We start from the raw sequence: 20,623 nt of genomic DNA on the forward strand, positions 1-20,623 counted from the left end.
TGTTTCTTTTTTATTCAATTTTATATTTTTAAACTTTATAGATCTATATTTAAAGCCATTTAATCAAGTTTTATTAAATATATACTTTTGTAATCTTTTATTTTTAAAATGCAAGAATTGAGTTTTTTAAAAATCAATTCTTGCATTTTTGTTTTATATTTTTTTAATTTCATAAAAAAGTGCTTATATTATTTTTATATCTAATTCATAAATTTCAAATGATAAAACGAGCTAGCGTCTCGCACTAACTCGTTAATCTTTTTATTCTATCTTAATAATATTTTATCCTTACCCTCTGCTTTAGCTTTATATAATAAAACATCTGCATCATAAACTATTTTATCCGCATCATGTCCATCCCATCTTATTGCCCCACCACTTACAGTAGGTCTAACTTCTGCTAGGCTATATTCAATACCCGCAATACTCTCTCTTATATCACTAATAAGCTTACTTGGGTCTACCCCCTCTTTTAGAAGAATAACAAACTCTTCTCCACCAAATCTTCCAATATAACCATCCTTGCCAATTATTTCTTTAATGCTTCTTACCATCTTTACTAAGACTTCATCTCCAAAAGTATGTCCATAATTATCATTTATCTTTTTAAAATTATCTAAATCAAATAATACAAATGTAAACTTCTTTTTATGAGTAACATACTCATTAGTCTTATCAAAAATAAATTGTTTTGAATATGCCTTAGTCAGATAATCTGTTCTAACCATCTTCTCAAGTTCTTTTTCTTTAGATTTTCTAGATAAAATTTCATTTTTTAATTTTTTAGACATAAACACTAATAGTCCTATTATTACTAAATATATAATATTTATCTTTTTTGATATTCCTGTTATTTTTTCATTTGCTTTAAGTTCTTCTTCTATCTTAGCACTTTCTTCTGTATTCTTTTGATAAGCTGTTTGAGTAAGAGAATCTGCAAGTTCCCCCATCATTGCATCTTTATCATATGTTTCACTATATTTTTCTATATTTTTAATATAAGGCTCTACCTCTGTGTTTAGTTCAGCTGCTAACTTAATAATATTATCATTAACAAATATAAAATTCTCATAATCCTTAACTTCTTCAAATTTACTTAATGCAAATTTATAATATTCAAAAGCTTCATCATATAATCCTTCCTTTGCATTAGCCATTCCTGAAAGTTTAGCTATCATCGCTTGCATCTTAATATTTTCATCAAAAGTTTCCGATGTTGAAAGTTTTTCAAAAACTTCCCTCACTCCATCAAAATCTCTAGTTTCCATTAATACCTCTAATAAATAGATATGTGAATTCTTTATCATATCCTCATCATCTGGAACTACTACTTCATGATACTTTACATATTCCTGTGCAAATTTTTTTGCCTCTCTATAATTCTCTATACTAAAGTTATATATATACTTTGCATATATAGCAATATTATCCTCAAAAGTTTTATCCTTTGTAATCTCTATAAGTTCATCATAATAAGTCTTTGCCATATCAGTCATTCCAAGCTTTGATGAAATATTTACAAGTCCATTAAGAACATTAACTTTTATACCTGTTTGACCTTTCTCGCTCATTCCCTCTATATTAGATATTTGTAATATTTCATATATTTTATTAGCCCTATTTACACCCTCTACTTCATCATTTTGTCTATACGCTAGGTTCATAAGTATATTGTTCCCATTTAATATATAAAAATAATTAGTTGTTTTCTCAAATATATCCATTGAGCTTCCTATGTATTTTCTTGCATCCTCATAATTATTATCTAAATAGGCATTAAAGCCTAAATAATAATATATTATTGCTATATCTATTTCTTTACTATCATATTTAGATCTTACCTGCTCTAAATATGTTAAATACTCCTCGTGAATTACTTTTCCATTTCTATTTTCATTATTAAATATATTTGAAAAATGTTCTTTTTCAGCATCTGTATATAGCATTTCTTCATTATTTCTACCAACACTAGTTCTTAGCTGATAATTTAAAAATAAACCAACTACTATAAATATACTTATAATTCCTACTATTATCTTTTCTAAATTTTTCATTAAGCTATCTTTCATATTTCCCACCACCTCTTCTGTCTCAAAATAATATTCGTATATTTTTTTATAAACTTTATATTATTTTATTAAATTTACTATTATATTTATTTTTTAATTTTATATACAAAATTTTATTTATCTATAAATCTCTTTAAACACCGCATTATAACTACTTTTATTATATAAATATAAAAAATAGAGTTAGACAATCTGTCTAACTCTATTTTCTTAAATTATTATTTTCCAAAAATAATTCTTACTTTAAATAAATCACCATCAATTGCTATATCAAGTCTTCCTCCTTGAATTTCTACAAGACTATTTGCTATTGCAAGACCAAGACCCGAACCTTCTGTATTTCTTGAATCATCTGCCCTCTTAAATCTCTCTTTAAGCTCACTAGGATTACAATTAAGCTCATAACCTGAAATATTTTTAATTTCAAATACAACCTTATCCTCATACTCAACAAGGTCTATATAAACTCTAGTTCTATCCATAGAATATTTAAGTGCATTTCCAATAAGATTTTCAAATATTCTCCAAGTTCTTGCACCATCAAGGTTTAAAAACACCTTATTCTCTGGCATTGATATTTTAAAATCTAACTCTGACTCATCTATCTTTTCCTTAAACTCTGCAAATGTTTGTCTTAAAACTGAATTAATATCAATGGTTTCAATATTAAGCTGTATATTACCTGTTGCAGCCTTTGAAGCTTCAAATAAATCCTCAATTAAAACTTTTAACCTTTTAGATTTATGGTCAAGAATTTTAATATAAGCTTTTTTCTCTCCATCATCAAGTCCCTCTTTTTGAAGTAAATCAACATAATTAATTATTGATGTAAGAGGTGTCTTTAAATCATGAGAAACATTTGTTATAAGCTCTGCTTTCATTCTCTCACTCTTTAACTCATCTTCAATTGCAATTTTAAATCCTTTATCAATCCCTACAAGATTCTCTCTTATATTATTTAAACTGCTGATTTTTCCATCAATAAATTTAATATCAAAATCACCCTCAACTATCTTTTTAGTAGCAATTTCAATTTCTACAATTTCTTTTTTAAGCCTTTGATTTTTTAATAATATAAAAATCAAACCAATAGATGTAGTTATAGAACAAACAATTGCTCCCATATCAATAAGAAAACTACCATGCCATCCTACTCCAATAAAAACTACTATTATTATACATAAACTCATACCAAATAAAATCCAATTGATTAGCATATCATATTTTGCATAAAATCTTTTGCATCTTCTAAACCTAATCTTTTTAAATGAATTTTTATCTATACCTTGAACTTTACTTACAAATATATCTCTAATATTATTTGTAACTTTTTTTACTATTGGATTATTAAGTATTTTACTCTCTGTTTCAAACCTTGCTCTTAATCCAAACTTTCCTATATACCTTAAATCTGAAATAAAACAAGCAACTCCAATTAACAATACAAGATGTGACCCATCATAGATATTTCCTAAACTAATAAGATATACCCCACTAGGTACTGCTATTAAAAATAAGAATGGAACTTTTCTATACCATTTAAATATCCATGTTTTATAAAGTAAAAGACCCATAATCACTGCTAAAATAGCGCAAATTATAAATATTTTTAAAATATTTTCATAATAACTATATTGATTTTTTGTATGCGCTACATGATTTTTATATAACTGTTCAAATTCTCCACTCTTTAAATACTCACTTTGTATACTAAGCGATAAAGAGTATTTATTACTCTTCATATCATAACCAACCATCTCTAAAGCTTTTGTCACATCTTTAAAATAAACACCAGAACTTATTGTTTGGTTTACTGGCGACCCATAAACTATAAATGGAGCTTTTTTATCAGCAAAATTATTAAAGAAAAGTGACCCAGTATAAATACCATTATTCCTTGTATAAATATCATCTGTAAAAACTAAATTTTCTCCTGCATCTACATTTTTTCCTAAATGCATACCTACATTAGTTTTTTTAGCCACTTCACCATTTTTCTCTGCTATATTCATAGCTATTTCAAATATTTCTTCTGTATCTTTTATTTCTTTATCATAAATTTTCTTTTCTGCTGTATGTCTTTTCTTAAAAGATTCATTTAAGTTATTTATAGTATCTAATCTATCTTTATCATCACCTAAAATTTCTTTTAATAATTCATTTGCTTCTTTAATTGTATCCTCTGCGATTTCTCTATCTCTACTCGAATCTATTTTTTTACTATATATAATATTTTCTTCACTACTAAGAAGCTCCACATACATTCCTTCAAGTTCTTCTATTAAAAGTACTTCCGACCAGCTAAGATTCTTTTTTATTTCTTTTATTTTATCAATCTTATTTTTATTCAAATTACTAAAATAACCATTAGGGTCAGCTTTATATGCAGTTATTAAAACATCTGAAGCTATATCTCTACTAGACTTATCTAACTTTTCATAAACCTCAAATTGTCCAAAATACTCTTGTTCCATACTATTAGAAATACCCATTTTAAACCAGCTATGCTGTTTATATATTCCCCTGCCCATAAGTATCAAACTAATTAAAATTAATACACCACAAATTTTCCCTCTATTCTTAAAACTAAACGCCCTTATATCTTCACTAACACTTTTAACCTTGGATTTTGTATCCAATACCCCACACCACCTTTAAATATCTTGGTTCTCTAGGATTAATTTCTATCTTCTCTCTAATCCTTCTAACATGCACCGTAACTGTGTCTGCATTTATTGCTATCTCATTCCAAACTTTTTCATAAATTTCTTCTATAGAGAAAACTCGTCCCTTATTCTCCATAAGAAGTAACAATATTTTATACTCTAGTGGTGTTATCTTTACAACTTCACCATCAAGTTTTAACTCTTTTCTAGCAGTATTAAGCTCAAGTCCCCCAACTTTAAAAATATTATCTGTATCATTTCCATTTACTCTTTTTGAATATGTGCTATATCTTCTAAGCTGTGACTTAACCCTTGCTATAAGCTCTAATGGATTAAATGGCTTTGTAAGATAATCATCTGCCCCAAGATTCAAACCAAGTATCTTATCTGTGTCCTCTGACTTTGCTGATAACATAATTACAGGAATCTCTTTATTCTCTCTAATTTTTGCAAGAGTTCTTATGCCATCAAGTTTTGGCATCATCACATCTAAAATTACTAAATCTATATCCTCATAATCATCTAACATTTTCAATGCTTGTATCCCATCATATGCCTTGTAAATTCCATACCCCTCACTTGTAAGATATATATCTATTGCATCTGCTATTTCTACCTCATCATCTACTACTAAAACCTTAAATTTATTCATTTCTATGTCCCCCTAAAAAAATACTAATTAAAGTATAACACCCCTCCCTACCTCTAGTTGTTGAATATCCTTTAACTTATAATTAAATAATAAAGGGTAAAACTTACGAAGATATAACCCAAATTCTTACAAAATTCTAAAATTTTCTTTTATCTCCCCCTTATTTAAAGCTTTTTCCAATATCTCTCTCATTTTTTATTGACAAACGATATATTTTAATTGTATTATAAGATTAATAACAATACAGAGGTGAAATAAATGAAGAAAAACTTTACAACTTCCCTACTAAACATAGTTTTAATATTTGGAATTATCGTAACTTTATTAATATGCCTTGGAGCACCTTTTATTTTAGGTGCAGTATTTAAAGTTCAAGAGCTGCCACTCGATAATACTTCTATGTTTTATTCAATTCTGATAGTATTTTATATATGTGCAGCTCCGTATATAATTGCATTATTCAAACTTAGAACGTTAACAGGACTTGTCCTAAAAAATACACCTTTCACAAAGAAAAGTGTAAATGCACTTAGAACAATTGCTATATGTTCATTTTCCGAACTAATTTTATTTATACTTGGTGCTAATATAGTAAAACATATGTTTGATGAATTTAGCGGTATACTTCTTACTCCACCAATAATTATAATTGGATTTATGTGTATACTACTTGGTCTAATGTTCATAACACTTGCAAAATTATTTAATAATGCAATTGAACTTAAAGAAGAAAATGACATGACAATTTAGAAAGGAGATTTATTATGCCTATACTTGTAAACCTTGATGTAATGATGGCCATAAGAAAAGTTAGTTCTACTGAACTTTCAGGAAAACTTGGTATAACAATGGCAAATCTTTCTATTCTAAAAAATAACAAGGCAAAAGCAGTTAGATTTTCTACACTTGAATCTATTTGTAGAATACTAAATTGTCAGCCTGGTGATATATTAGAATACGTAGAAGAAAATGACCCAAGACTTAAATAAGTCTTAGGTCATTTTTTTATTATCATTTTATCTATTCTATTTTCCTTAACATCACTTAACGCTCTTTTTGATATCTGCATAAGTTCCTCTATATCTTGGTTACTCCACTGAATTCCTACTATACTAAGTTTAACTCTTACACCTTCTTTAGAATACTTTATATTAGCAATTTTTGCTTTTATTAAACTAATAATTAACCTTGCATCAACACTCTCATCTAAAATAATTATAAATTCATCTCCACCAAATCTTCCTATAGACCCAATTTCAGCTATTGTTTCTTCTATCTCTCTAACAATATTAACTAAAATCTCATCCCCAAAACGATATCCAAACTTTTCATTTATTTTATTAAGATTATCTATATCAAAGAAAATAAAAGTAAACTTTTCTTTTTTCTCTATATACTTCTCTATTTTTTCAAAAATATAATTTTTAGAATCTGCCTTTGTTAAATAATCTTTTTTACTCAGTCTTTCTATTTCTTTATCTATATTTTTTTTCAACCTTAATTCTTTTTTGAATTTTCTTAAAAACATTATAATAACTACCGTTATTACTATATAGATTAAAGCCATAATATTAGAAACCATTACTATATTTTGATTAATAAAAGTTCTCTTACCATTCCCATTATTAACTTTTTGATTTTTTTGATATACAGTATAGTTCATATAATCAGCTAACTCACTTAATATTTTTTTTCTTCCATACTTTTTTTCAATTGCAATAGCTTTATCTACATAAACATTTAAATTTATATCAACAGCTTCTTTTTCTCTAATCCGAATTATCAATCTTATCAATTCAAGTTGTTCCTTATAAGCATCAATTTCTTCGAATTTATTTAATCCTGCTTCATATTTTTGAACTGCTTCTGTATATTTACCTTCTTTTTCAAAATATAAACCTTCCATACTTAATAAAATACCATCTATTTCTTTATTATTTTTATCTTTATACGCATCACGCAAAATATAAAAAGATTCTTTTGACTTTTCTAACTCACCACTTGCTGTATAAATTTCCAGTAATAAGAACTGTGCTACATCTACAGAAAACTCATCACCCTTTTTATAAACTTTTATAGCTTGAATATAATCCAATGCATTTACTTGTGCCTCTTTATAATCTCCAATTTTAAAATTATATAAATATTTAGCATATAAAGTTACTAATGTTTCATTTCCAAATTTAGTTGTAAGTTTATTTAATTCATCATAATACATTTCTGCAATTTCTAGCACATCTAAAGATGATGCCATTCTTAAAAAGCCTGAAAGAATATTCATTCCTATTTTCACCGAATCTTTATCTATTATTTTTTTTATTCTCTCACTACTTATTATTTCATAACTCTCATTTGCTATATTTATAGTTTCTATATACTCCTCCTCAAAATAAAATATATTTATAAGAAAATTATTTAATGTTAATGTGTAAAAATAACTTTTTGCTTCTACAAAAATAGCTTTTGCATCTATAAAATATGGCTTAGCTTTATCATATTCGCCATTTAAATATCTATTAAGCCCTAAAAAAAACTTTATTCTTCCAATATTATGCTTATTTATCTTACTTCCCTTATTTTTTTCAATCTCTAAATATTTAAAATATGTATTTTCAACCTGTTCAAAATCCCTATTCGAATCTTTCCCAAATTTTTCTATGTAATCTTTTTCTTCTTTACCTACGAAAAGTTCTTTTTTAGCATCTCCACCACTATTTCTTAATCCTTCATTTAATCCAATTCCAAGTATTAAAATTATTATAACTGCACCTATAAATACTTGTTCAATTTTACTAACTTTATCCTTCATCGCTAGCTCCTTTGTTAAACTTATCTAATACAATATTTTCGTTGTTTTTTTTTTGAACTTTAGGTATATCTTCTTTTTTATTCTTATCCTATTAAATTAAGTATATATCTATACAAAGGAGGGTGTTTTCATGACTATGTACTTACTATCAATATTTGTTATAACACTAGTTACAATTTCAATTGCAACTATTTTCTTCTTAACTTTTATAAACTCTATATTAGAAAAAAAAATCATTTTTTATACTTTTATAACTTTTATCATTATCCTCACAACAATAACTCTTACTTCACAACCTAATAACTTTCTGATTAAAAGAATTTTAATTTTTCTTCTTTATTTTCCAATATTAATTTCAATTTTTTTATATGAAAAAACTACTTATAATCCTCGTTTTTTACTTTCATTTATTATAATTTTAGATTTATTATTTTTCATATAGAATTATTTCAAGTGTAAATTTTAATATTTACACTTGAAAAAGATTAAGAATTTACTTACTCCTAATCTCTTTTTTTCTATCTTATTATATTAACAATACAAATTTTGTAAAATCAATGAAAATGTTAATACTTTATCATTACATTCGATAATTTATAAAGTATAATTGAATAGTATCAACATTATATAGGAGGCTAAAAATGAAAACAGAAATATACTTTTTTTCAGGAACAGGAAATGCACATTACATAGCAAAAACGCTTGGAAATTCTCTAGGGAAATCAAAGCTTATACATATAGGGTCATTAGACCTTGAAAAAGAAATTTACTCTGATGCAGATATAATTGGGGTTGTATTCCCTATCTATTTCTATGATGCACCAGATATTATAAAAAAGTTTTTAAGTAAACTTACAATTGAAGCAACTTCATACTTATTTTTGTATGAAACATTTGGAGGAAATGGTGGAAATGCTATAACTAACTGTAATAAAATTCTTAGTAGTAGAGATATAAAGCTATCAAATTATTTTTCTCTTATGCTTCCAGATAACTGTATTTTATTTAAACAGTCTGAAGAAAAAAACAAACGATTACTAGATGGGTCTGAAAAGAAAATATTAAATGCCGCTACTCATATAAAAAACTTTAAAACTAAAATAACACCAAAATCAAAATTTAAATATTCAATAATGAGTAACCAAAAACTAAAAAATGCTTCAGTATCATTTCTGAAATTTAAAAAGTTTACAGTTGATAAAGATAAATGTACTAGTTGTGGACTTTGTGAAAGAGTTTGTCCTGTAAATAATATAGAATTTAAAACAGAATATCCTTCATTTAAGAACAAATGTGAAATGTGCTTTGCATGTATCCACTACTGCCCTAGTCAATGCATCAAACATGGTATGATGAAAAATAAAACTAACTATCAATATAGAAACCCTAATGTTTCTATGATAGAAGTTATGAATAAGTAAAAAAAGTGCTGATAGCAATCTTGCCATCAGCACTTTTTTTAATCTATATTTTTTAATTAGAAAGTAACATCTGTTCCATGATAAACAGCTTCAAATACTTTTTTCATTTCATCTACTGAAATTTCTCTAGGGTTTGTTCCTGTGCAAGGGTCTCCAACAGATGTTTCTGCAATTGAATCAAGATTTGCATAGAAGAACTCTTCTGTAACTCCATACTCTTTAAGAGAATTCTCCATATTCATTTCTTTTCTAAAGTCTTTAACAACCTTAACTAATGAATTAACTAATTCTTCTTGTGTTTCTCCTGCAAGTCCAAGTCTTTTTGCAACATCAGCATAAGCTTTTCCACCTTTTTCTGATTTAGCATTGAATTGAATAGCTGCTGATAAGTATATAGCATTAGCTAATCCATGAGGAATATTAAATATTTTTCCTGTCTTATGTGACATTGAGTGAACTATTCCAAGTATAGCATTTGAGAATGCCATCCCAGCTAAGTTTTGTGCTATATGCATATCTTTTCTAGCTTGGTCTTCACCTTTATATGATTTTCCTAAGTTTTCAACTACCATCTCTATTGATTTCATAGCTAAAGCATCAGTTATTTGATTACTAGCTACTGAAGCATAAGCCTCTAAAGCATGTGTTAATGCATCCATTCCTGTATTAGCAACAAGCACTGCTGGCATAGTTTGAACTAAATTAGTATCTACTATAGCAATATCTGGTGTTATATTATAATCTGCTATTGGATATTTAACTGAAGTTTCATTATCAGTAATAACCGCAAATGATGTAACCTCTGTAGCAGTCCCACTAGTAGTTGGTATAGCTATAAACTTAGCTTTTTTTCTAAGCTCTGGTAAGTTAAATGGTTTTGCAGCTTCTTCAAAAGTAAACTCTGGGTACTCATAAAATATCCACATTGCTTTTGCAGCATCTATTGGTGAACCACCACCTATTCCAATAATTAAATCAGGTCCAAATTCCATCATCATATCTGTACCTTTTTTAACAGTTGCAACTGATGGGTCATTTTCAACTCCACTAAATATTTTTGTTTCAATTCCAGCTTCTTTTAAGTTTGCTTGAATTTTTGGAACTGTACCATCTTTAATAAGTCTTTCTGATCCTATTACTAAAAGTGCTTTTTTTCCTTTAACCTCTTTTAAATGGTCTATTGCATTTTCTCCAAAATATAAATCTCTAGGTATTGTAAATCTTTGCATTATATATCTCTCCCTTATTAGTTAAATTTCTTTTTTATTTTTGTATCCTTAGTTGTAATTTCAGGTTATGTGCTTTTCCTTAGCACAGTTATAAGTATATCGCCCCTAAGAACTAAAGAGAAGAAGGCACTTTTCGGTATGTAGGTTACCAAAAAGTATGCTTTGCGATTTCTACTTGGTTCCTTTGTTAAAAAAACTTCAAACTTTTTTTAAAAATCTCTTTATTTCCTTCTAAAATCCATTTTTTGCTTTTTATATTTACACTTTTTTTGTTATAATAGCTAAATAACCTACTATTAAAGGAGATGATTTAATGCCAGCAGATAGAACTAATAAAGTCAGCTGTGGAAGTTATAGATGTGAAATAGAGGTGACCCTTGAAATACTAAGTGGAAAATGGAAGTCTTTGCTTCTATGGAATCTTGGAACTCATGAAGTAATAAGATTTAATGAATTTAAACATATCATTCCTGAGGTTAGCCAAAAAATGCTAACTCAACAACTTCGTGACCTTGAGAAAAATAATATTGTACATAGAAAAATTTATAATCAAGTTCCACCTATGGTTGAATATTCATTAACTGATACTGGTAAAAAACTTTTACCAATACTAGAAGCTATGGATGTTTGGGGTAAGGATTTTGTCGATAATTTTCACTAAAAAAAATCTAGAGATTATATTAACAAATTTATTTGTTATAATCTCTAGATTTTTTATTTTAATTACTATACACCAATTGCTTTCTTTCATTAAAGAAACTTTTATAGCTTATATATGTAGCTATAATTATTGATAGTGATGATGCTGACATCATCATAAAAGTAACCATGATTTGAAACTTTATAGCTTCCATCGGCGAAGCCCCACCAAGTATAAGTCCTGTCATCATCCCCGGAAGAGAAACAATTCCAAGTGTCTTTGCTGAATCTATATTCGGTGACATAGCAAACTTTATAGCTTTTCTTATTATCTCTTTAGATGCTTCCCCAATATCTGCGCCAAGTGATAATTTTGCCTCTATTTCAGCCTTCCTCTCATCAAACGAACTTATTAAAGTTCTATATGAAAGTCCAACTGCTACCATAGCTTGGCTTATTATCATCCCTGAAATAGGTATCATTTCATCAGGATTAAACTTTATAGCACCTGATAAAACTAAAACTGTTAATGTCACACTTGTGCTAACAAGTAATGCTAAAAATGATATCCAAAAAACATTTTTAATTCCTTTCCCTCTTTTTCTAGTATTAACTGCAGCATTTATAATCATTATAATAATTAAAACTACTGTAATTGCCTTATTATTAATTGCAAATATATATTTAAGTATATACCCAACTGCTACAAGCTGTATTATTGCTCTAACTATACTTATTATAATATCTTTTCCAAGACCTAACTTCTCTCTATTAGAAATATATATTGGTATAACTAATAGTAGTGATGCAAATGCTAATGATTTTATCTCCATTAAATAACTACCTCCATTTTTTCTAAAATTTCAATTTCTTCTATTATTCCATTTTTCATAATAATTCTTTTTCCAAATATTCTAAGACTTTGTTCCTCGCTATGTGTCACCCACAAAACTGTAACGCCTTCCTTATTTAACTTTTCTATATATGTTTCAACAATAAGTGTATTTTCATTATCTAATGCTGATGTAGCTTCATCTAAAAGTAAAACATCAGGCTTATATATAAGATTTCTTGCTATTGCTATTCTTTGTTTTTCTCCACCAGATAAGCTATCAACTTGCTTATCTAAATAATCTTCACTAATTTTAAACTCATTTAAAACTTCTAAAACTCTTTTTTTATCATATTTATCTTTTCTTACCTCAAAAATAAATTTAAAATTATCCTCAACTTTCTTTCCAAATAAATATGGCAGCTGAACGCAATAACTTATATTCTGTCTAAGTTTTATTGGATTTATGTCATTATAACTTTTACCCCTATAACTAATTTCACCACTACTTTTTTTAACTAAATCTGATAAGACTTTTAGAAGTGTTGATTTTCCTGAACCAGATTCACCAATTATCGAAATAATCTCACGTTCTTTTATTTCTAAAGATATATCTTTTAATATATCTCTTTCCCTTATTTTATAATCTATATTATTAACCTTTAAAATCTTCATCATTTTCTCCTTTTATATTTACCTTCTTCATTATCGTAAATCGATATCGTAATTCGATAATAACATATAAAAAAAATATATTCAAGTTAAATCTAAAGAAAAACAAACTATTTCTCAATTTATAGTTTATTTTTCTACCTCATGTATAAGCTCTGCTAAATTACCTTTAAGTTCTATCAAAAGTTCTTTTCCACTCTCAGTTGTTCTATAATATTTTCTTACCTTACCATCAACAACTCTTTCATGTTTTTCAATCAAATCTACGTCTACCATAGATTTCAAAACTGGATATAATGTTCCAGGACTTACTTTATAGCCATGTTCCTTTAATTCCTCCATCATCCATGACCCATAAAATTCGCCCTCTGTTCCATGATGTAATATATGTATATATATAAATCCATTAAATATTTTTCTTATTATTTGATTTTTCATCCACTTAACCTCCTCAATAAAATGTCCTTATAAATCCAATTATAACATTTTCGACTCTAAATTTGAACTCTCCCTCTCATATAAAAGGAGTATTCTTTTAACATACTTAGACTTTGCCCCAATAAAATATAAGCTAATAACTACACTAAATATCCTAGTTTCGCCATTAGCTTACATTTTATTTTTCACTATATATAAATTCCATAAATTCTTCTTTTATTTGAGCTACTTTTAATCTACTAATTTTTATAGCCTTTCCATTTTTTAATATCACTTCATTTTTAGTCACTTTGAAAACATGTTCTAAATTAACTAAATAGCTTCTATGTGGCCTTATAAAATTTTTATCTTCTAATTGTTTTTGAATATCTTCAATTTTTTCATAAAACTCTATACTCCCCCCCTCATAATATAAGGTTAATATTCTATTATTAATTTCAAAATAAAGAATATCACTAATTTCAAAATTTATAATTTCCGCTTTTTTTGTTACTGTAAATATCTCTTTTTTTACTTTTATATTTTTTAAGACTAGGTCTGAAAAGACTTTTCTTAACTTTGTTTCATCTAAAGGTTTTAGTAAATAATTATATGCCCCTACATCATATCCATCTAAAACAAAATCCATACTGCTTGTAATAAACACTATTTGTACATTCTCATTAATTTGCTTTAGTAATTTTCCAAGTTCTACACCATTCATGCCCTCAAGCATTATATCTAAAAATATAATATAGTTTTCCACACCATAATTATCTATCTTAGCTAACATTTCCTCCGCTGAGTTATAGATATCAAATTCTATCTTCTCACCAATTATCTTACTTTCTTCTTTTAATATATTTAATATATGATTACAAATTATCTTTTCATCATCACAAATTGCTACTTTAATCTTAAACACCTCCAGCGATTTAATAGACTTACTTCTTTATCCTAATTCTTATGCCTACTAACTCTTTTTATTTATTTTAACTTCTCTTATTATAATACAACAATAGCTGTACCTTATAAAAGGTACAGCTTATTTTATATTTTATTTAAGATTCCATCTAGCATTACTTTTAATTCAAGCAATTCTTCTCTAGGAACTCCAACTGAACATAACGCCCTTTTGGGTACATCCTTAACTTCATCTTTAAGTTTAAGTCCTTTTTCAGTAATTTCTACAATTACACTTCTATCATCTTTTGGGTCTCTATATTTTCTTACTACTTCCATAGCTTCTAATTTTTTCAAAAGTGGTGTTAATGTTCCTGAATCAAGTCTTAATCTTGTTCCTATATACTTTACTGTTGCCTTTTCTTCTTCCCATAAAACTAACATTGTTAGATATTGAGTATATGTTAAATTATACTCATCTAATAATGGCTTGTATTTCTTTATTATCTCTCTTGATGCTGCATATAATCTAAAGCAGACTTGATTATCTAATTTCAAACTACTGTAATCTTCCATTTTCCTCTCCTACCTATCTAAAGTATTTCAAAAATAATATCCATAAATACTTTTTATTCTGATTTAAGGATATTATTTTTAAAAAATTATGTCAATAAAAATAAAGATAGAGTTTGTTCAAACTCTATCTTTATTTTTCTTATACTTCTTATATTTCCATTAATCTTCTATCACTTAGAGACTTTAAAGACTCTGGTGAATGTGTTCCTAAGTAAATTGTTTTATTATTTCTAATAAATTCTCTAATAATATTTAAAGTTTTTGCTGCTTCTTCTTTATCTTCAAATACCATTGATAACATATTTTCTTTTAATGCTTTATCTGTATATGTTATATCTCCATGTAACATAAATGATAACTCTTTATCTTCTACTACTAAAATAGAGTTTCCTTTTGTATGACCAACTGCTGGTAACATATAAATTCCCTCTGCTATCTTTTCACTTTTATCAAAGTTTTTATAACATCCACTCTCAAACTTAACTTTTACTATATTTTCTCCCTCAAGTCCCATAGCATTTGCTTCAACTTCTGAAATGTATATTTTAGCATTGCTAAATAATCTTAATTCTCCTGTGTGGTCTGGATGCTTATGTGTTATAACTACTTTATCTATATCATTTAGCTCATATCCTGCTACTTTTAAAGCATCTACAAAGTTATTTACCTTTTCCCCTGTATAAAGCATTTGACCTGGCTTACCATCAAAATCTGGTGTTTCCATAGGCATTCCTGTATCAACTAATATAACTTCACTACCTGTATTAATAATATAACCTTGTAAACTAGCCTCTAATATTTCTTCTTTATAAGGATTGTTTTCTGAACCTCCAAATGCAAATGCACCTTTCATATATCCATTTTTATAAAATTCTAACGCTTTAACTTCCATTTCCACACTCTCCATTCTTTATTTTTCTTTTGTAATATATTAACTAAAATTTATTTTAATAATTTCTCTATATCAGCTCTTAAACTTTCTGGTTTTGATATAGGTGCAAATCTTTCAATAACATTCCCCTGTGAATCTACTAAGAATTTACTAAAGTTCCACTTTATTTTACTTCCTAATATACCTTTTTTCTCTTCTTTAAGATATTTATATAAAGGATGAGTATTATCTCCATTAACCTCTATTTTTTCAAACATCTTAAATGTTACTCCATAATTCAACTGACAGAAATTTTGTGCTCCTGCTCCATCATTTGGTTCTTGGTTTTTAAATTGGTTACATGGGAATCCTAATACTTCAAACCCTCTATCTTTATATTCTTTATATAAAGCCTCTAATCCTTCAAACTGAGGTGTAAACCCACACTTACTAGCTGTATTTACAACTAATATTACTTTCCCCTTATAATCACTCATACTAACTTCTTTTCCGTTTATATCATTTGCTTTAAAATCATAAAAATCCATAAAAACATACCTCCATAAAATTTCTTTTTTATTTCTTATCGTGCAATTTAATTGCATGCAATTAATCTATGTTTTAATAATACACTTTAACAAAAAAAATGTCAAATAAAATAAAAAAAGAGCAAAAAAATAGAGCCTTATAAGCTCATCTCTTCTAAATATATATTTATATTTTTTAATTTTTATAGCTATAAAAAAACTGTTTATTATCCAAATATTTTTACGATTACTTGTATTGGCATTATATCTTCCTCCTTTGTTATATCAGGGCTTAAAGGATATTTATTCCCTCTATATTTTATCCTTAGTTAAGTTTTAAATTTGTTTTTCTCGCGATGTATTAATTGGTATATTACACTCTTTTTTTATCCCTGTCAACAAATTTTTTAAAGTTTTTTTCATACTATCTACACTAGCAAATAAAAGTTCAAAACTTTGCATAATTGTTCTGAACTTTTATGCTATGTAATTGTTTTACATCTTTTTTCATATAAAATTATTCGTCTTAATCAATTATATGTAATATTATTTTCCTATCCCCTCTGTTCTGTATCCTATATCTTTATTAGCAAGTTTATATCCTTCTTCTATCATTTCTACTCTAGATTTTCCATTTCCAAGCAAAGCATCTATTGTTAATTGATTTCTCTCACTAAAATATTTTTCTAACAAACATTCTTCTATATATTCCTGATTTCCAAGTCCACCCTCATGTAATATATACTTTATATCAAACCCCTGTGCATCTAAAACTCTTCCTAAAAGAATACTTCTATGACATCTTATTTGGTCTTGCATAGCACCAAGTAGCACTATTTTATATCCCATTTTGCAACCTTTTTTAATTCTCTCTATTCCATTTATAAAAGTTTGTTCTTCTTTAACTTTTTCAAAATCAGCATAAACTTTATTAAGATACGACTCTCTAGTTTGCCTTTTAGCACCAAATTCATTCCCCATATAAATATATTTAAATCCCTCTTGCCTTATAGTAGCTTCAAAAATTTCTTTATTATACTGAACATTGTACTTTGAATAAGGTGTTTCTCTTATATCAACTATACAATTTATATCATATTCTCTAAGCATATAAACTAACTTATCAAAAGAATAATTAGAATGCCCTATCGCAAAAATCTCCATTGTATTATCCCCTCTTTCTCTTTAGTAAAAATATTAAAATTATTATAGCACATTCAAGTAATTTATATAAAATTACAAATAAAAAAACACTAAGCTTTTAAACTTAGTGTCTTAATATATCTATTTAATTAAACTGTTTTTATAAATAGCAAATATCTCATCTTCTGTTATTTGCTCTGGATGATTTTTAAGCTTTGCTATATTGCTTGCAAAGTCTTTACTCCAAACTTTTAATTCCTCTTCTGTTATATCCACATCAACCTTAGTCATAACTTCTATCACTTTATTAAACTTTTCCTGTGATGTAAGTCCTAAAAGTTTATATATCTTATCTACTTTTTCTCTATTCTTAAATGAATTTAGATATTCTTTATATAAACATCCATTAGCAAGTCCATGAGGAACTCCTTTAAAGTATGTTAGTGAATATCCCATTCCATGAGGAAGTGATGTCCCATTTTGAGCTATTATAGTTCCTGCAATATTTGATGCTATCATAAGCTTTTCTCTAGTTTCAAAACTTATTTCACCACTTAACAATTCCTCTATACACTCTCCCCAAACACTTATAGCCTTCTCTGAAAGTGCATCAGTCATAATACTAGCATTAACATTTAAATATCCCTCTACAATATGTGAAAGTGCATCAAAAGCTGTATTTCTTGTAACCTCTATACTCATTCCCATCATATATCTAGCATCTAAAAGTGATACTACTGGAAAAATAGCCTGACCAAGATTTCTTTTAGTCTTATTTTTATGGTCAGTCAAAATTGAATATTGAGTTGTTTCAGTACCAGTCCCTGCTGTTGTTGGAACTGCTACTATATCAATTGATTCAAGCTTTTTACTACTAAATAAAGTATCTGCTGTAAGCTCTCTATTTTTTATCATAACCCCTATAGCTTTAGCTGCATCAATAGGAGAACCTCCACCAATTCCAACTATAAAATCAACATTCTCTAACCTTCCAATCTCTGCTGCTTTGCACACAGTTTCAACTGAAGGATTTTCTTCTATCTCATCAAATATTCTATACTCTATATTTTCTTTCTCTAAAACAGTTTTAACATCATCAAGTGAACCATTCTTTTTAGAAGAATATCTTCCCGTAACTATTAAAGCCTTTTTACCAAACCTTGATAACTCACTACCACTCTTTAAAACAATGCCCTCTTCCATTAAAACTCTAGTTGGCATATAAAACTTAAACTCCATAATAACACCTCTTTAAATACTCTTTTAAATGTTATTATATCACTTTACATCAATATTCCACTCACCTTTAATATCAAAATCTATATTATCTATATTGTACTCAAATTCACCATTTTTCTTTTCTTCATTGCTTAGTCTATCCGTATCAATTTGTGTTCCAAACGTTCCATCTCCATATACTGTTGCACCTTCTTGGATACTACTACTTTGTATTGAGTGTATAGAATTTAAACTCACCTTATCCTTTTCACTAATATTCATATCCATCATAACTTCCAAAATACCATCAGTATTTTTTACATACAATATATCAACTTCATTTTCCATTCCTACTATTTTAAACTTCTCATTTATCTCTAATGTTTCACCTTCACTTGGAATTTTTATTGATAACTTCACTTGATTTTCTTCCTCTAACATATGATGAACATCTATATTTTTTACTTTTATAGTCTCAACCTTTTCATTACCATCTACAAAATACTCCCATAACCAATTAATATCTGAAGGTACAACCTTTAATACCTTTCCATTTTCATCTAAAACTTCTACCTCTTCTTCCCATTTAATATCACTTGTAGTATTTTCATAATCTATATCTAAACTTGTCCAAAAAGTAAAATGATCTTTATCTTTTATTTCATAAATATCTGCTCCAACTGTTATATCTCCATCTTCTGCATATGGTGTTACTTCCTTATAATCATCACTTGTATTCGCTTTTACGAGTTCAATTTTTGTTTCATCTGCTACTCCATCCACAACTAAATTAAAATCAGTTATTGGTTCATCTGACTTAAAACTTAATTCTATATTAGATAATCTCCCATCATTTGATGCATACATAAAATTACTAATTGAATCCATCTTGATTTCTTTTCCTTCTGATGTTTTCAACTTAACATTTTCTTCTTTTTCTATCTTTTTAAACTCACTACTTTCAAGCCACATATTCACTTTAAGTACACCGTCACTATAACTTGAGTTTTTAAGAATATACTCTTTACCACCAAAATTCAAAGTAACTGGTTTATCAAGTCTATACAAATCCCCTTTAGTTTGATCTAACTCTACAAGTCCACTACCTTGCTCATAGTAAAACTTAGCTTTAATCTCTGATATAACTACATCTGAAATTGGTATAAGTGCCATAGCTAAAACGGCTGCTATCATTGCAACTTTCTTTTTACCCTTATTATTTTTCTTACTTCCTTTTAACCTTTTCTTTAATTTCTTTTTATCTATATCATTCATAGGAACTTCTACAACATCCTCTAAATCCACATCAACTTCATTTAACATATCAAATATGTCTTTATCATTATTATCTTTCATATCATTACCCCTCCATAACTGCTAAATCATATTTTTCTTTAAGCTTTTTTCTACCTCTACTAACCCTTGTATCTACTACCGATATGCTAAAATTCATTTTATTTGCAACTTCTTTTGAGTCCATCCCCATTAAAAACTTCATTATAAAAATGCTTCTATCTGGTTCTTTACAAGTATTAAGCAAATTTATAACTTTCTCATAATTAATATTTTTAATTACTACTTCCTCTGCACTAGGTGTTTTAATTACAAATTCCTCATCATAATCAAGTCTTCCTATATCAATTGATTTTTTCCTATAACAATCAATTGCTTTAAACTTACTAACTCCCCCAAGCCACTTTCTAAAATCTTCTGACTGTCCATTAAACTTACTTATGTTATTCCAAACTGCTAAAAATATATCATAGATACATTCCTCTATAAGCCCCTCATCTGATAATGGAACTAACACCTTTCTTACTATCCCATTAACAAGTGGTGAATATTTATCAACAACATAATCTAAAGCCTTAGGATTTTTCTTTTTAAGTTCCTCTACAAAATTCTTTTCACTAACTCTCATAAAAATTCTCCCCTCAAATGTCTTTCACTATATACAACGAATTCAAAATTCAAAATCT

The 20,623-nt window shown here is 27.4% G+C and carries 20 protein-coding genes; 4 read left to right on the top strand and 16 right to left on the bottom strand.

The window, feature by feature from the left end; genetic code table 11:
• Nucleotides 1–266: 266 nt before the first annotated feature.
• From Q0V24_RS01270 to Q0V24_RS01280, 3 genes are all read right to left on the bottom strand, one after another.
• Nucleotides 267–2,069, bottom strand: a complete 1,803-nt coding sequence (locus tag Q0V24_RS01270; RefSeq protein WP_297517775.1) for a GGDEF domain-containing protein — start codon at nt 2,067–2,069, stop codon at nt 267–269.
• A 218-nt stretch (nt 2,070–2,287) separates the two neighbouring features.
• Nucleotides 2,288–4,708, bottom strand: a complete 2,421-nt coding sequence (locus Q0V24_RS01275; RefSeq protein WP_297517778.1) for a sensor histidine kinase — start codon at nt 4,706–4,708, stop codon at nt 2,288–2,290.
• Complete coding sequence (locus tag Q0V24_RS01280; protein WP_297517780.1) at nt 4,686–5,387, bottom strand: response regulator transcription factor; 702 nt, start codon at nt 5,385–5,387, stop codon at nt 4,686–4,688. The genes Q0V24_RS01275 and Q0V24_RS01280 overlap by 23 nt, the downstream gene beginning before the upstream one ends.
• 258 nt (nt 5,388–5,645) lie before the next feature.
• Between Q0V24_RS01280 and Q0V24_RS01285 the strand changes: the two genes are divergently transcribed.
• Together Q0V24_RS01285 and Q0V24_RS01290 are read left to right on the top strand one after the other, a co-directional pair.
• A complete protein-coding gene (locus Q0V24_RS01285; protein ID WP_297517783.1) occupies nt 5,646–6,137 on the top strand; it encodes a DUF2975 domain-containing protein in 492 nt (163 codons plus the stop codon).
• A gap of 14 nt (nt 6,138–6,151) precedes the next feature.
• Nucleotides 6,152–6,376 (top strand): helix-turn-helix transcriptional regulator, encoded by a 225-nt coding sequence (locus tag Q0V24_RS01290; protein ID WP_297517786.1) that lies wholly within the window; start codon nt 6,152–6,154, stop codon nt 6,374–6,376.
• An 8-nt stretch (nt 6,377–6,384) separates the two neighbouring features.
• On the opposite strand, the gene Q0V24_RS01295 is transcribed toward Q0V24_RS01290, so the two are convergent.
• Complete coding sequence (locus Q0V24_RS01295; RefSeq protein WP_297517787.1) at nt 6,385–8,196, bottom strand: GGDEF domain-containing protein; 1,812 nt, start codon at nt 8,194–8,196, stop codon at nt 6,385–6,387.
• Nucleotides 8,197–8,837: 641 nt separating this feature from the next.
• Between Q0V24_RS01295 and Q0V24_RS01300 the strand changes: the two genes are divergently transcribed.
• A complete protein-coding gene (locus Q0V24_RS01300; protein ID WP_297517790.1) occupies nt 8,838–9,617 on the top strand; it encodes an EFR1 family ferrodoxin in 780 nt (259 codons plus the stop codon).
• A 56-nt stretch (nt 9,618–9,673) separates the two neighbouring features.
• On the opposite strand, the gene Q0V24_RS01305 is transcribed toward Q0V24_RS01300, so the two are convergent.
• Nucleotides 9,674–10,846 (bottom strand): iron-containing alcohol dehydrogenase, encoded by a 1,173-nt coding sequence (locus tag Q0V24_RS01305; protein WP_297517793.1) that lies wholly within the window; start codon nt 10,844–10,846, stop codon nt 9,674–9,676.
• A 313-nt stretch (nt 10,847–11,159) separates the two neighbouring features.
• Here Q0V24_RS01305 and Q0V24_RS01310 point away from each other — a divergent pair, with 313 nt between their 5' ends.
• Complete coding sequence (locus tag Q0V24_RS01310; RefSeq protein WP_297517795.1) at nt 11,160–11,507, top strand: helix-turn-helix domain-containing protein; 348 nt, start codon at nt 11,160–11,162, stop codon at nt 11,505–11,507.
• A gap of 58 nt (nt 11,508–11,565) precedes the next feature.
• Here the strand turns inward: Q0V24_RS01310 and fetB are convergent, their stop codons facing one another.
• From fetB to Q0V24_RS01365, 11 genes are all read right to left on the bottom strand, one after another.
• Nucleotides 11,566–12,318: an iron export ABC transporter permease subunit FetB gene (fetB, locus tag Q0V24_RS01315; RefSeq protein WP_297517798.1), complete on the bottom strand. Its 753-nt coding sequence runs from the start codon at nt 12,316–12,318 to the stop codon at nt 11,566–11,568.
• Entirely contained in the window at nt 12,318–12,992 is a 675-nt protein-coding gene (locus tag Q0V24_RS01320; RefSeq protein WP_297517801.1) for an ATP-binding cassette domain-containing protein, read from the bottom strand. Before Q0V24_RS01320 ends, fetB begins: the two co-directional genes overlap by 1 nt.
• Nucleotides 12,993–13,118: 126 nt before the next feature.
• Entirely contained in the window at nt 13,119–13,427 is a 309-nt protein-coding gene (locus Q0V24_RS01325) for a PadR family transcriptional regulator (protein ID WP_297517804.1), read from the bottom strand.
• A 178-nt stretch (nt 13,428–13,605) separates the two neighbouring features.
• Entirely contained in the window at nt 13,606–14,331 is a 726-nt protein-coding gene (locus Q0V24_RS01330) for a LytTR family DNA-binding domain-containing protein (protein WP_297517807.1), read from the bottom strand.
• A 125-nt stretch (nt 14,332–14,456) separates the two neighbouring features.
• Nucleotides 14,457–14,885, bottom strand: a complete 429-nt coding sequence (locus Q0V24_RS01335) for a MarR family transcriptional regulator (RefSeq protein WP_297517809.1) — start codon at nt 14,883–14,885, stop codon at nt 14,457–14,459.
• 148 nt (nt 14,886–15,033) lie between these two features.
• Nucleotides 15,034–15,777 carry an MBL fold metallo-hydrolase gene (locus Q0V24_RS01340; RefSeq protein ID WP_297517811.1) on the bottom strand — a complete coding sequence of 248 codons (744 nt, stop codon included), beginning with the start codon at nt 15,775–15,777 and terminating at the stop codon, nt 15,034–15,036.
• 50 nt (nt 15,778–15,827) lie between these two features.
• Nucleotides 15,828–16,304, bottom strand: a complete 477-nt coding sequence (locus tag Q0V24_RS01345; protein WP_297517813.1) for a glutathione peroxidase — start codon at nt 16,302–16,304, stop codon at nt 15,828–15,830.
• A 525-nt stretch (nt 16,305–16,829) separates the two neighbouring features.
• Nucleotides 16,830–17,447 (bottom strand): DUF488 family protein, encoded by a 618-nt coding sequence (locus Q0V24_RS01350; RefSeq protein ID WP_297517815.1) that lies wholly within the window; start codon nt 17,445–17,447, stop codon nt 16,830–16,832.
• Between the two features lie 120 nt (nt 17,448–17,567).
• Nucleotides 17,568–18,665, bottom strand: a complete 1,098-nt coding sequence (locus Q0V24_RS01355; protein WP_297517818.1) for an iron-containing alcohol dehydrogenase family protein — start codon at nt 18,663–18,665, stop codon at nt 17,568–17,570.
• Nucleotides 18,666–18,704: 39 nt separating this feature from the next.
• Entirely contained in the window at nt 18,705–20,000 is a 1,296-nt protein-coding gene (locus Q0V24_RS01360) for a hypothetical protein (protein ID WP_297517821.1), read from the bottom strand.
• A 4-nt stretch (nt 20,001–20,004) separates the two neighbouring features.
• Nucleotides 20,005–20,565: a sigma-70 family RNA polymerase sigma factor gene (locus Q0V24_RS01365; protein WP_297517824.1), complete on the bottom strand. Its 561-nt coding sequence runs from the start codon at nt 20,563–20,565 to the stop codon at nt 20,005–20,007.
• Nucleotides 20,566–20,623 lie beyond the last annotated feature (58 nt).

It is taken from the genome of uncultured Clostridium sp., from assembly GCF_947039605.1.
GTDB lineage: Bacteria > Bacillota > Clostridia > Clostridiales > Clostridiaceae > Sarcina.

Coding starts and splice junctions, on each gene's coding strand:
- Q0V24_RS01280 (WP_297517780.1), bottom strand. CDS start 5,387: ATGAATAAATTTAAGGTTTTAGTAGTAGATGATGAGGTAGAAATAGCA.
- fetB (WP_297517798.1), bottom strand. CDS start 12,318: ATGGAGATAAAATCATTAGCATTTGCATCACTACTATTAGTTATACCA.
- Q0V24_RS01270 (WP_297517775.1), bottom strand. CDS start 2,069: ATGAAAGATAGCTTAATGAAAAATTTAGAAAAGATAATAGTAGGAATT.
- Q0V24_RS01365 (WP_297517824.1), bottom strand. CDS start 20,565: ATGAGAGTTAGTGAAAAGAATTTTGTAGAGGAACTTAAAAAGAAAAAT.
- Q0V24_RS01295 (WP_297517787.1), bottom strand. CDS start 8,196: ATGAAGGATAAAGTTAGTAAAATTGAACAAGTATTTATAGGTGCAGTT.
- Q0V24_RS01345 (WP_297517813.1), bottom strand. CDS start 16,304: ATGGATTTTTATGATTTTAAAGCAAATGATATAAACGGAAAAGAAGTT.
- Q0V24_RS01360 (WP_297517821.1), bottom strand. CDS start 20,000: ATGAAAGATAATAATGATAAAGACATATTTGATATGTTAAATGAAGTT.
- Q0V24_RS01335 (WP_297517809.1), bottom strand. CDS start 14,885: ATGGAAGATTACAGTAGTTTGAAATTAGATAATCAAGTCTGCTTTAGA.
- Q0V24_RS01340 (WP_297517811.1), bottom strand. CDS start 15,777: ATGGAAGTTAAAGCGTTAGAATTTTATAAAAATGGATATATGAAAGGT.
- Q0V24_RS01290 (WP_297517786.1), top strand. CDS start 6,152: ATGCCTATACTTGTAAACCTTGATGTAATGATGGCCATAAGAAAAGTT.
- Q0V24_RS01320 (WP_297517801.1), bottom strand. CDS start 12,992: ATGAAGATTTTAAAGGTTAATAATATAGATTATAAAATAAGGGAAAGA.
- Q0V24_RS01310 (WP_297517795.1), top strand. CDS start 11,160: ATGCCAGCAGATAGAACTAATAAAGTCAGCTGTGGAAGTTATAGATGT.
- Q0V24_RS01350 (WP_297517815.1), bottom strand. CDS start 17,447: ATGGAGATTTTTGCGATAGGGCATTCTAATTATTCTTTTGATAAGTTA.
- Q0V24_RS01325 (WP_297517804.1), bottom strand. CDS start 13,427: ATGAAAAATCAAATAATAAGAAAAATATTTAATGGATTTATATATATA.
- Q0V24_RS01300 (WP_297517790.1), top strand. CDS start 8,838: ATGAAAACAGAAATATACTTTTTTTCAGGAACAGGAAATGCACATTAC.
- Q0V24_RS01355 (WP_297517818.1), bottom strand. CDS start 18,665: ATGGAGTTTAAGTTTTATATGCCAACTAGAGTTTTAATGGAAGAGGGC.
- Q0V24_RS01305 (WP_297517793.1), bottom strand. CDS start 10,846: ATGCAAAGATTTACAATACCTAGAGATTTATATTTTGGAGAAAATGCA.
- Q0V24_RS01285 (WP_297517783.1), top strand. CDS start 5,646: ATGAAGAAAAACTTTACAACTTCCCTACTAAACATAGTTTTAATATTT.